This window comes from Photobacterium sp. TLY01 (assembly GCF_021432065.1).
GTDB classification, from domain to species: Bacteria; Pseudomonadota; Gammaproteobacteria; order Enterobacterales; family Vibrionaceae; genus Photobacterium; species Photobacterium halotolerans_A.
Window position 1 is genome coordinate 454,525 of record NZ_CP090365.1, and the last position, 12,295, is coordinate 466,819.

The window sequence follows — 12,295 nt, forward strand, 5'->3', positions numbered from 1 at the left end:
AAGAAATGGAACAGGTTAGCAGGCCATTGACAAAAGCTCAGATACCAACAGAAACCGAGGTTAAAGATCTATATGAAAAAATAACCTCGGATCCGGATAAAATTGAATGGGAAGTGATAGCTTTCCAACAACCGTATCCAAGTCGGCGTAAATATTACATTATGTTAATGACACTTGTCTCAATGCTTATGATGTTTTTGATTGCATTTGCTGCAATGGAATTTGATTTTATTGCTGCAATTTCAGAGTCTTTAACTTGGATTTTATTTGGTGTCGCAATTTTATCGAGCTTAACTATTGGAAAGATCACTTTATTCGCCAGATTTCGTCATCACTACATCTTGAGCCGTTATGGTCTGATTACTGAAGATCACGTTCATTCATCAAAAACAGGCAACGCGATCCTAAGAAAGTTGCTGGCTGTTGCCGCTGTGGGTTCACTGGCTGCTGTGTTTATCATTGGCCCGTCGGCGTTAGCGGGTTTTGCCGGGCTGGGGGTAACCTGGCTGGTATTGAGCGGAGCAAACTTAGACAAGTACATGCTCTTACAGCGCATCAGTACCTATGATGACATCTTTTTCTTAAGAGAGCATGATGATTCTGATGAGCCAAGGGATTTGTTTTTATTATTTCACCGTTTTATGAAATTCTCAGAAACGGAAAATAATGAAATTGAGTTTAAAGAATATAAGTTTTTTTCTACACAGATATACTGTCAGCAAGGGGATAAAGATAAAATTATTTCTATGATTAATGGTTTCTATCCTTATGGTCAGATACCGAGTGATAAAAAAGATATTTTTGATGAGCTGTATGAATATGTGCCGCCTCAGGAGATTAAAGACATAGTCGCACAAACCTCACCGCATCTTGATAATGCTGAGCAATGCAGTTAATTGGTGGATAAGGAATTGAGCATGGACGCAGTTACCAGGCCATTAACGAAAGCTCAGGTACCAACAGAAACCGAGGTTAAATAACTGTATGAAAAAATAACCTCGGATCCGGATAAAATTGAATGGGAAGTGATAGCATTTCAGCAACCTTATCCGAGTCGGCGTAAATATTACATTATGCTGATGACAATCATAAGCAATTTCATAATATTTTTTGTTATTTTAACAGCTGAATCGTTTGATTTTATTAAGACTATCACAAACGTATTTACGTGGGAGATATTTGGTTGGATAACTTTCCTAAGTTTAACTATTGGAAAAATTACTTTATTTCCAAGGTTCCGCCATCACTACATCTTGAGCCGTTATGGTCTGATAACTGAAAGTCATGTTCATTCATCAAAAACAGGAAATGCGATCCTAAGACAGTTGCTGGCTGTTGCCGCTGTTGGGTCACTGGCTGCTGTGTTTATCATTGGTCCGTCTGCATTAGTCGGATTTGCCGGGCTGGGCGTGACCTGGTTGGTATTGAGCGGAACGAACTTAGACAAGTATATGCTGTCGCAGCGGGTCAGTAAGCATGAGGATATTTTTTTCTTACGAGAACACAATGATTATGACGAGCCAAGAGATTATTTTTTAATATATCACCGTGGATATATCTTCGAAGAATCTGAAGAGTCCGTTATTAAATTAGAGCAATATAATGTCACATCAACTGATATATATTGTTTGCAAGCTGATAAACAAAGAATTATGAATAAGTTTAATGATTTTTTCCCTTATGGAAAAATTCCAAGTGATAAAAAGGACTTGTTTAAAGGTGCTGCCAGATATTTACCACCTCAGGAAATCATGGATATAGAAACACAGACCTCACCATATCGCGATGATGTTGAGCGCTGTAATTAATGGATTTATGAGGAATGATGTGAGGTATTCATGCATGTAATTAAATTTATTTTTATTATTTTAAAACTCATCATCATAATATCGACAATTGAGACTAATTATAAAAGACGAAAGGAAAAAAGAAATTAGTTAAAGATCTCTACGAAAACAACAAGCATTCTCATTGTTTGTCTGTAGAGAGCATGAGTGTGATGAAGAAAGTTTATAAAAAAAGGTTCAAAGATAATCGTGTATTTTCTATTTCAGGGAAACTGCATGATTTTCCGTTAGGGTTAGGTTTCAGAAATCGATGGTATGATCGATGTATTGACAGAATGCGTATTGAATCAGCGTTTTACCCTGGCGACGTCATTATTAGTATCGACGATGAAGAGCTAAATGAACTGAGTGATACTTATGTTGAAGGTATTGTTTATAAAGATGCAATTTATGTTACGCGAATAAATGATTTTAATGTTTTGCATGAAGTAAATAAACTGTACTCGCTTCTGAAAGTGAAAAAGAACAATCCAAGTTCACAGGATGAGTGTTTGTTGCTTTATTTTTGTATGGCGTTTTGTCTTGTATTCCTTTTTCAATTGAAATATGGCCTTCATCCAGCAAGTATTATTTACATTACTCTTTTGCTCTCGCCCATGTTGATATGGCAGATAAAAATTAATTATGAACACTCGAAGTTGTATGAAGTTACTGGCGCTTTTTCGCTTGATGATTCGATGTCTATGGAAAGTCGTACTGAGGTTGGGACAATTAATGGTATACCGATTCGCGGCTTTGAGGATAAATTTAAAGATAGTGAAATATGTACGGTTCATGGTTTGATCGAACATTCTCCATATTTTGGTCTTCATCCCGAAATAATTAATGATTGTCATATGCACTTTTGCTTAAAAGAAAAGAAAGAATCTCTGGTGAAGTCAATCAGAATCTGGGGAATATTCTCTTTTGTTTTAATTTTTCTAAGTGTGGATTATGTTTATAACTATGCTTTTGGTTTACATAAACAATCAATTCTATATGAGTTTAGCATGAGCAACATTACGTCCGTTGATTTCAATCAATTGACCAAGCTGGACGCTGGACAAAACATTAAATTGAGTGAAATGAAAATATCTCAAAGCGTGGATAAGACTCAGTTATATATTTCAGATAAGGTTTATAACCAGTCTGTTATTGAGCATGTATCGAAGAGTATTGTGGATAGTATTCATAAGTCAATTGTAGATGAAAATAATATTGTATCATTTAACGATGAAGACATGGCTCAGACTATCAACGCAATTTCTGATATCCAGCATAAGAAGGGAGAGATTTATCACTGGCTGAATGCAGCTAAAATTGAAACAGCGTCTGAAGCATTGCTATATATTGATATCGGTTACAGACCGCATGGATTAAATTTATTTACATTACGTGATTTTAGTCAGTTGTTAGTGCATGATTTAAAAAGTTTTCAGGGTGAAGAACTTACTTATGATACTTTGTTAGAGAGAGTCAGCCTTTTAGTCACAAACTACTTAAATGGGCAGGAAGGCACGCTCTATGCAAACGTCAGTTTCGTCGATCCCGATGTAAGAAAACTTGTTGTCTATGTGTATGACAGGCAAGAATCGGATAGTCAGGTCGGAGAAGTCTTATTATCTTGTTTAATGTATTTTTTATTTACAGCCTTTAGTTTATTTATGACAGGCTATGTTATGTACTGTTACCGCAATGCCGAGAAACGTTACCCGAAGCTTTACAGGACATTGCATGATCAGGTTTAAAAAGTAAGCTTCACGACAGCGCCTTGCCAGTATCTGAACTGACAAGGCGCGAGTAATATCAGCATATTTTCGCAGCTGTGGCGGTTCAGCCCTTAGCCGGCTCTGCATCCGGTAAGGAGAGCACCAGAATCGCGGCGAAGACCAGAAAGCCAGTCATCATCATGAAAATATCGTTATATGCCATGATGTAGGCGTCGGTTTGCATGCTTTGCGCCAGACTGGCTTTGGCTTTCAGCATCGCGGTTGTCGGATCGGTACCCTGCTGCAGGTAATGTCCGGCTTGCTGTGCCAATTGGTGCCATGCATCGTTACTGACGCTGGGTAGGCTGGCCTTGATATGAGCCAGGTGTTCCCGCGCTTTGTTGTCCAGCATAGTGGCTATCAGTGCGATGCTGAAGGCGCCGCCCAGATTACGTAACACATTGGTGATGGTGGAGGCATCCGGCGTCTGGTGCTTTTGTATGGTCTGCATCGCGACCAGCGACAACGGCACAATGATAAAGGGGCTGCCAATGGCCCGCAGCAACATCGACAGTATCATCTGCTGGCCACCAAAATCCTGATTCATGTGGGTATTCACATAACAGCTGATGCCGAACATGATGAAACCAAATGCCACCAGAAATTTAGGCTTCACCACGCGCGTCAGTTTGGGGATCAAAGGGAATAGCAATAATTGAGGAAACCCCATCCACATTAGGACTTTTCCGATCTCCAGCGCGTTGTAATGATGAATTTGCGTCAGATACATGGGCAGCACAAAAATGGAGCCCAGCAGCGCCATGCCCAGAATTAAATAAGCCAGTCCGGACATTGCAAAATGCGGGTTACTGAGCAGCCTCAGGTTCACCAGGGGTTTTGGGTGTCTGAGTTCATTGATGACGAACGCCACTAAGCTCAGCACAGCGATCACGGTTAACCCGATGATAAAGTGCGAACTGAACCATTCTTCCCGGTTTCCTTCCTCCAGCATGACTTCCAGACACCCCAGACCCACCGCCATGGTGGCGATGCCAACCCAGTCGGCATTTTTCAGGATGCTGATATTCATGGGCTGATCATCCAGGCCATAACGGAGCATGGCCAGCATCAGCAACGCCGGCGGCAGGTTGATGTAAAAAATGTAATGCCACGACAGATGCTCAGTCAGCCAGCCGCCCAGCGTCGGGCCGATCGACGGCGCAAACGTGGCCGTGACGCCGAACATTGCCATCCCGATGGCGCGTTTATGAACCGGTAACAGCTGGACCACCAGTGAAAACGCCATCGGAATCAGCGCGCCGCCACTGAAACCCTGCATGGCGCGAAAGGCAATCATGGAGCTCATACTCCAGGCGACAGAACACAGTAGAGACGACACGGTGAAAATCACTGTGGTGCCAATCAGATAGCGGCGTGCTCCCAGTGCTGTTGATAGCCATCCGCTCAGCGGGATCGCGATCATTTCTGCCACCAGATAGGAGGTGGAAATCCACGAGCTTTCATCCAGCGTGGCGGACAGCGCGCCCTGAATATCTTTCAGGGATGAGTTGGTGATCTGAATATCGAGAATTGCCATAAACGCGCCCAGCATACCGCCCAGCAGGGCAATCCAGTGCCGGAGTGGGACGTCATTTTCGGAACGCTGATCAAGGGCAGGGTTTGCCTGAGGCAGGGCCTGTTCACTCATGAGCGACCTCAGCTTTTGCCAGTGTCTCTTCCTCCTGCGCTGACTCTGAACGGGTATCTATGGTCGCGACCACAGATAACCCCGGCAGTAGCTGACCGGCGAGCTGCTCAGGATGGGGGATCACAATTTTGACCGGCACCCGCTGAACAATTTTGGTGAAGTTTCCCGTGGCATTCTCAGGCGGCAGCAAAGCAAACTTTGCACCGGTGGCAGGAGAAAAACTGTCTACCACCCCGTCTAAGGTCTGACCCGGATAGGCGTCCAGTTCAACTTCTACATGCTGGCCTTGATGGATGTTGGCGAGCTGGGTTTCTTTGAAATTGGCTTCTATCCAGACGTCGCGGCTGGGCACCAGACTGAGCAACGGCATGCCCGGCTGGACATACAGTCCAATCCTCAGGCTGCGTTTGCCGACAATGCCGTCAACCGGGGCATAAATACGGGTGTAACTAAGATCCAGCTCAGCTTGTTTCACCTGCACTCTGGCTTCTTGCACCGAGGCTTCCGCCTGGCTTTTCTGGCTGTTCAGGACCAGAAGCTGATCTTTTGCTGCCTGCAGGCTGGCTTTTGCCGCTTCAAACTCTGCAGCAGAGACTTTGAGGTGTGAGCTGGCATCGTCGACTTCATCCTGAGACGAATAGTTTTTTGCCAGCAGGGAACGGGCGCGACTGTCTTGCTGCTTTGCACGTTCCAGCGCTGCCTGCGCGGAGCTGACCTGGCTGGCGGATTGACGAATCACGGTTTTCTGCAGTGAAAACTGGGCATTCAGGTGGGCGACTGCAGCTTGTGTCACCATCAGGTTGGCCTTGGCTTTTTCCAGCGCGGCCTGATAATCGCGATCGTCAATGGTGGCCAGCAGTTGTCCTGCTTTGACACTGTCGTTATCGCTCACATAACTTGCCTGAATATAGCCAGCCACTTTGGGGCTGATGTTGGTGATCTCACCCTGCAAATAGGCATTGTCTGTGGTTTCAAAATAGCGGCCGTAGCCGTACCAGTAACTCCCTGCTGAGACGGCGATCAGACCCAGCGTCAGCGTAATAATCAGAGGAAGGCGTGAAGATGTCTTTGAGGCTTGCTCGGTCATGAGAATTCGTATTGTTGTCATTTATGTTTGGGCGTGAATTGTAAAAAATTATGAATTAGTTTATTAGATAGGAAAAATCGAAAACACTGTTGCGAATTTTTCACTAATAGTGTTCTTGCTTGCTGCATTCGTGCAGGCAGTGTTCTGATGAATTGAGGATGGAATGGATTTAAATGCAATGGTGATGTTTGCCCAGGTGGTGGAATGCGGGAGTTTTACGCAGGCCGCCGCGGCAATGGACATGACGAAATCGACGATCAGCAGGAAAATTGCGGATCTGGAGAAAGATCTGGCAGTGCGCCTGCTGACTCGCAGCACCCGCAACCTGGTGCTGACCCATGAAGGGGAAGCGTTCTATCGGTCGTGCCGTCAAGTGGTCGAAATTGCCAGTCAGGCCGAACTTGAAGTCACGGCAAACCAGGACTTGATCCGAGGCAGGCTGAATGTGGTGATGCCTGTCGAAGTCGGCCAGAAAGTGTTCGGCAAGAGCATCAACGCATTTTTGAAACAGTACCCGCATGTCAGCCTGCACCTTGAGTTAAGCAACCGGGAAGTTGATCTGATTGCTGAAGGCATCGATCTGTATGTGCAGGTGGGCGATATCAACGATTCGGGCATGGTGGCAAGACCGTTTCATTCTTCGCGGCGGATCCTCGTTGCCAGCCCTGAGTATCTTGCGCTGAACGGAAACATTGCGTCGCCGGCGGATTTGGCTGCGCCTCATCATCAGATCAAAATCTACAACGCTGTGAAGATACCGTATTGGGCACTGGAAAAAGACGGACAGCAGGTGCAGATTGAACTGCCGTATCGTTTCAGGGTGAATACGATCACCTCGGCCGTGTCAGCCTGTCTGGATGGCCTGGGGATCGCCTTGTTACCGGAGTTTATCTGCCGGGAGCACATTGAGCGGGGGGAGTTGATACAAATATTGCCAGGCTGGGTGTCGCCGGTTGTGCCGATCAGCTTTGTTTACCCGCAGCGGGAATTGATCCCGAACCGGCTTCGTTTGTTTATTGATTTCTTGCTCGAACGCTTTGAGGTGATCACCAACGTTGCCGATAGCCAAGCGTAATCGCCACATCCGGACTGTTATCCATATTGAATACATTTTCTGTCAGGACCAGCTCCACCACGCTGGTGGGAAAATGGTAGCGATATCCTGCCAGAATTTCGTTGGACGCTTGAGACAGCGCCGAGGTGGCTTCTGAGGCGCCTTCATAATAATGGTATTCCAGCAAGACTCTGTGGGGACCATTGAACTGATACTGCCAGCCGGCAGCTGCGGCATAGGTCAGCGTGTTATAGGGAATGAGTGCTGCCGGGTCATGGCGATACACCCCGCCAAACATAGCGTGGAAGCGGTGGCGGTCCAGGTGATAGCTGTAATTAAGCTGTAAAGCCTGCTCCAGGTTATGGTTGTGGAACGGGCCGGCGTCGACATAGTTGTAATACAGGGAGGCGCCGATAGAAAGCGCTTCCCTTGGGCGATCCAGTATCTGCCAGCCGCTGTAGAGGGTCAGCGTCCGTGTCAGTGTCTCGCCTTTGAAATCTGTATACTCCACCCCGTATTCAGGGATAGAAAGATCAAAGCTGTGTCTGGGCACATCTTCACGGCCGTTCAGGCTGATGCCGAACAGGTTATGAAAGCCAAACGTCAGGTTATCCAAATGACTGTCCAGGGCAATTCGCCAGCTGGCGTCCAGCTCAAGTTGCCAGCCCGCTGTGACTTGCCACATGAATCCGGTACTGAAGGTCGACTGATAGTAGTCGGCCCGGTACTCAGGGGTCTCCGCCCAGATACTGGCTGTGGCCGCCGTGGCGTAAAATTCCACTGTTTCTTCGGGTAACGCAAAACCGCTTCTGAGCTGCGGACTCAGGCTGTTAGACTGCAGCGGCGATTGGGCATAGGTTTTCAGCGGACCAAAATCCTGCGGGTGCGATTGTGCTGCAAAAGCGGTGCGCCAAAGGAATAAGCCGATGAAGAAACTCACTGTCACAGCCGGATACTGGCGGCATATCATGCATTTCTCCGGGTGCCGGATCATCCGTTTTTATCCCAACTGATTGGTATCGTATTCAGCTAAGTTGTTGTGCAATATAACCAATCTGTCACTATAGTCATGAGATAAGTCGTGATGAGATAAAATAGAGTCATCAGATAAAGTCAGGATCAATTGCTTTCAATAAGAGCAGTATAAGTGAAGATTTCTGTGCAACTTGCCTCACATTTGCAACCCTCAGGCGGAGAAAGCCGACCGTTATCTGATTGACTACACTGAGACTATTGTAGCCGGCTCTCAGTCTTATGGGCTGTTGGGCGGCATTCTTGTGTACCGGCTGGCACCGTCAGCGGTTGTCCCGGTTGTGATTCTGACGTGTAACACCTGTTTATGCATTTTTTGGAGTGACAATGAAAATTGGTATCCTTTCCCGTAATTCAAAGCTGTACTCAACCCGTCGTCTGATTGAAGCCTGCCGTGAGCGAGGGCATGAGGCACAGGTGATTGATGCGTTACGCTGTTACATGAACATCAATTCCGATCAGCCTTCGATCCACTCCAAAGGCCAGGATTTATCCGGGTTTGATGCCATTATTCCGCGCATCGGCGCCTCGGTAACTTTTTATGGCTGCGCCGTGCTGCGCCAGTTTGAAATGATGGGCGTTTTTCCGGTCAATGAATCTGTGGCAATCACCCGCTCCCGGGATAAATTACGCTCTCTGCAATTGCTGTCGCGCAAAGGGGTCGGGATGCCGATCACCGGTTTTGCCAGTAAACCGGACGACATTGGCGATTTGCTTGAAATGGTGGGCGGTGCGCCTGTGGTGATCAAGCTGCTCGAAGGCACGCAAGGCATCGGTGTGGTCCTGGCTGAAACCCGTAAGGCGGCAGAAAGTGTGATTGAAGCCTTTCTGGGCCTGAAAGCGAACATCATGGTGCAGGAATACATCAAAGAAGCCGGCGGTGCGGATATCCGCTGTTTTGTGATCGGCGATAAAGTGATCGCCGCGATGAAACGCCAGGGCGCCGAAGGGGAATTTCGCTCTAATTTACACCGGGGCGGATCGGCGTCACTTATCCGGATTACGCCGGAAGAACGGAAGACGGCAGTGCTTGCTGCCAAGGTGATGGGGCTTCGTGTCGCCGGTGTGGATCTGCTGCGTTCTCAGCGCGGGCCGCTGGTGATGGAAGTGAACTCCTCCCCAGGTTTGGAAGGGATTGAACAAGCGACTGGTAAGGATATCGCGGGTATGATAATCAAATACATAGAATCAACCGCAAAACCGCAGAGGACGCGCACCAGTGGCAAAGGCTAGATTAAATAAAGTCATCGAATTTATGGGCACCGAAGTGCCGCCAGGACAATCAGCCACCATCGATTTAGAAGCCGCCCAGCTCTATACCCATTCACCACTGCACATTCCGGTTCATGTGGTGAACGGGCGTTATCAGGGCCCCGTACTGTTGGTCAGTGCGGCGATTCATGGTGATGAGCTCAATGGTGTGGAAGCGGTCAGACAACTGCTCAACAAAGTGGATCCATTAAAATTGCACGGTACCTTGGTGGCCGTGCCAGTTGTGAACGTGTTCGGGTTTATCCATAAATCGCGCTATTTACCTGATCGGCGCGATCTCAACCGGTGCTTTCCCGGTTCTGAACGGGGATCCACGGCCGCCCGGATGGCCTATCAGTTCAGTGAACACGTCGTGAAAAAATGCACGCATATTATTGATTTGCATACAGGGGCGATCCACAGAGGGAACCTGCCTCAGGTCAGGGCAAATCTGGAGGATGAGGCAAGTGCGGAAATGGCGCATGCCTTCGGCACCCCTGTGATTCTGGATGCCGCGATTCGCGATGGCTCATTGCGAGCGGTCGCGGATGCTGCGGGTATTCCTGTGATTACTTATGAAGGCGGGGAAGCATTGCGGTTCGAACCGCTTGTGATTGCCGCGGCGGTGAAAGGCATTGTGAGTGTCATGCGGATGCTGGGAATGATACGCCGGGTGAGCCGGAAAAAAGAACAGGCATCGCCTTTTATTGCCCGCTCCAGCAGCTGGGTGCGGGCTGAGCAGAACGGTATTGTCCGTTGTGTGGTGGCACTCGGTGAGCGGGTCATCAAAGGGCAGGTCCTGGCCTATATCAGTGCCCCGCTCGGCCATGGTGAAGACACCATGGTCGCCCCCAGAGACGGCATTGTGATCGGCCAGCAAATGCTGCCCCTGGTCAATGAAGGGGATGCGGTTTTCCATCTGGCTTATTTCAGTAAAGGCGCAAGTTCAGAAGTTGAACAACAAATCGAATCGTTTCTTGATGAAGTCAGTGATGAAGTCGATATCACCTGATCAGAGATTGAACTCACCCTTCTTATTTCTTGTTTTTGCGCACAGGAGGCGCACTTTATGGGCAATTCAGAACCCGGCACTGAGTGGTTTATCGACGGCTGGCAATTAGGGGAGACGCCGCGCCATCTGACGTTGGAGGATTGCGAGACGCTGGAGAAAGATTGCTGGTATCACTGCCAGCGGGATGCTGTCGGACTGAAACACTGGCTGTCCAGAGTGGGCGTGCCATCGTCTTTGGCTTCTGCTTTACTGGCGGATGATACCCGTCCGCGTTTTGAGCAATTGGGAGATGACACTTTCCTGCTGATCCTGCGTGGCATCAATCTCAATGAAGGCAATAATCCGGATGACATGTTAAGTATCCGGTTTCTCTATTTCAAAGGCTGCCTGATTTCAACCCGTAAATACCCGTCGCGGGCCATTGCGGAGGCACGGCGCCAGTGTGAGGAAGGAAAAGGACCGTCAAGCTTGCTGGCGATGCTGGCAACCATTGTCGATAAGCTGAACCGCAATATTGAAACCTTTCTCGACCCGATTGAAGAAGATATCGAATATTACGCCGAGCATCAGGATGAAGCCGATAGCCAGTCACTGGCTCACCTGAATAAACGCTTGCTGAAAATTCGTCGCTTTCTGACGCCCCAGCGTTATGCACTGGATGATTTGCTGCAGTCAGAAATGGCGGGTTTGGAATCGTTGCGTATGCCCTTGCTGAACTGCCGTGATCTGGTGGTCCGGATTAACGAGTCGATTAACTTTTATATCGACCAGATCCAGGTGATCAACCAGCATCTGGCTCAGGTGCAGTCTGAGAAGGTCAACCGAAACACGTATCTTATCTCAATGATCTCTATTATTTTCCTGCCGATCAGTTTTCTTACCGGCTTGCTGGGCGTTAATATTGGCGGCATGCCAGGCGTGGACTCAACGATGGCATTTTGGGCGTTTTGTATCGCTTTGCTTGTGATCACTGTGTTTGAGATTATTTTGTTCAGAAGGATGAAATTCATTTAATGATAGAAACCGTTCTACAAAGTCGGTTGGCTTATAACCTGTTTATTATTCTGGTTTTTCTGATCGTTTACACCATTGCGAAACGTGTCATTAACCTGTGGCTGACCCGGCTGGGTAAAACCAAGATGGTGAGTGACGCCAGAGTGCGCTTTATCTCGCGCGTGTTATCGTCTGTGGTGTTTTTCGTGTTGTTCAGTGTGGCAGTGATCAGCCTGGGGCTGGGATACAGTGATATTTCACTGTTCTTCTCTTCGGCCTTCGCGGTATTGGGTGTCGCCTTGTTCGCACAATGGTCCATGCTGAGCAATGTCACGGCCAGTGTGCTGATCTTTTTTGTGTTTCCGTACCGTATCGGCGATCGGGTCAAAGTGGTGGATAAAGACGATGACATCAGCGGGGTGATTAACGATATCACCATGTTCCATGTGATTATTGAACGGACCGATGGCAGCTTGGTCACCTATCCCAATAACATCATTTTGCAAAAACCCGTGATTAAACTGACTCAACTGGTGGTGAACCCTAAGCCGGATAATGAGCAGCCTGAGGCGGTCGACACAGCTCAGGCAAGTACGCAGCAGTAACGCATGCAGCAGTAATCC

The 12,295-nt window shown here is 47.6% G+C and carries 11 protein-coding genes; 8 read left to right on the top strand and 3 right to left on the bottom strand.

All coding sequences use genetic code 11. The annotated features are described in order from the left end of the window. Positions 1 to 5: 5 nt before the first annotated feature. The 3 genes from LN341_RS17590 (at position 6) to LN341_RS17600 (ending at position 3,574) form a co-directional block, all read left to right on the top strand. A complete protein-coding gene (locus LN341_RS17590; protein ID WP_234206379.1) occupies positions 6 to 896 on the top strand; it encodes a hypothetical protein in 891 nt (296 codons plus the stop codon). Positions 897 to 1,025: 129 nt separating this feature from the next. Further along, the gene (locus LN341_RS17595) at positions 1,026 to 1,808 is read left to right on the top strand and encodes a hypothetical protein (RefSeq protein ID WP_234206381.1); all 783 of its coding nucleotides are present in this window, start codon (positions 1,026 to 1,028) and stop codon (positions 1,806 to 1,808) included. Positions 1,809 to 1,999: 191 nt separating this feature from the next. Beyond that, positions 2,000 to 3,574, top strand: a complete 1,575-nt coding sequence (locus tag LN341_RS17600; RefSeq protein WP_234206382.1) for a hypothetical protein — start codon at positions 2,000 to 2,002, stop codon at positions 3,572 to 3,574. Between the two features lie 85 nt (positions 3,575 to 3,659). Here the strand turns inward: LN341_RS17600 and LN341_RS17605 are convergent, their stop codons facing one another. After that, on the bottom strand, positions 3,660 to 5,243 hold the full coding sequence (locus LN341_RS17605) for a DHA2 family efflux MFS transporter permease subunit (RefSeq protein WP_234206385.1): 1,584 nt from the start codon (positions 5,241 to 5,243) through the stop codon (positions 3,660 to 3,662). Continuing rightward, positions 5,236 to 6,330 (bottom strand): HlyD family secretion protein, encoded by a 1,095-nt coding sequence (locus LN341_RS17610; protein ID WP_234206387.1) that lies wholly within the window; start codon positions 6,328 to 6,330, stop codon positions 5,236 to 5,238. Before LN341_RS17610 ends, LN341_RS17605 begins: the two co-directional genes overlap by 8 nt. A gap of 163 nt (positions 6,331 to 6,493) precedes the next feature. Here LN341_RS17610 and LN341_RS17615 point away from each other — a divergent pair, with 163 nt between their 5' ends. Further along, complete coding sequence (locus tag LN341_RS17615) at positions 6,494 to 7,405, top strand: LysR family transcriptional regulator (RefSeq protein ID WP_046222555.1); 912 nt, start codon at positions 6,494 to 6,496, stop codon at positions 7,403 to 7,405. Here LN341_RS17615 and LN341_RS17620 read toward each other — a convergent pair. Further along, a complete protein-coding gene (locus LN341_RS17620) occupies positions 7,377 to 8,354 on the bottom strand; it encodes a DUF3187 family protein (protein ID WP_234206389.1) in 978 nt (325 codons plus the stop codon). The genes LN341_RS17615 and LN341_RS17620 overlap by 29 nt on opposite strands. Before the next feature lie 389 nt (positions 8,355 to 8,743). Between LN341_RS17620 and rimK the strand changes: the two genes are divergently transcribed. The 4 genes from rimK to LN341_RS17640 are packed head-to-tail and all read left to right on the top strand — an operon-like array spanning position 8,744 to position 12,277. Then, positions 8,744 to 9,649 carry a 30S ribosomal protein S6--L-glutamate ligase gene (gene rimK / locus LN341_RS17625; protein WP_027251250.1) on the top strand — a complete coding sequence of 302 codons (906 nt, stop codon included), beginning with the start codon at positions 8,744 to 8,746 and terminating at the stop codon, positions 9,647 to 9,649. Next, positions 9,636 to 10,679 (top strand): succinylglutamate desuccinylase/aspartoacylase family protein, encoded by a 1,044-nt coding sequence (locus LN341_RS17630; RefSeq protein WP_046222554.1) that lies wholly within the window; start codon positions 9,636 to 9,638, stop codon positions 10,677 to 10,679. The genes rimK and LN341_RS17630 overlap by 14 nt, the downstream gene beginning before the upstream one ends. A gap of 57 nt (positions 10,680 to 10,736) precedes the next feature. Next, positions 10,737 to 11,693 carry a zinc transporter ZntB gene (locus tag LN341_RS17635; RefSeq protein ID WP_052730085.1) on the top strand — a complete coding sequence of 319 codons (957 nt, stop codon included), beginning with the start codon at positions 10,737 to 10,739 and terminating at the stop codon, positions 11,691 to 11,693. Next, on the top strand, positions 11,693 to 12,277 hold the full coding sequence (locus LN341_RS17640; protein ID WP_046222553.1) for a mechanosensitive ion channel family protein: 585 nt from the start codon (positions 11,693 to 11,695) through the stop codon (positions 12,275 to 12,277). The genes LN341_RS17635 and LN341_RS17640 overlap by 1 nt, the downstream gene beginning before the upstream one ends. Positions 12,278 to 12,295: the final 18 nt, after the last annotated feature.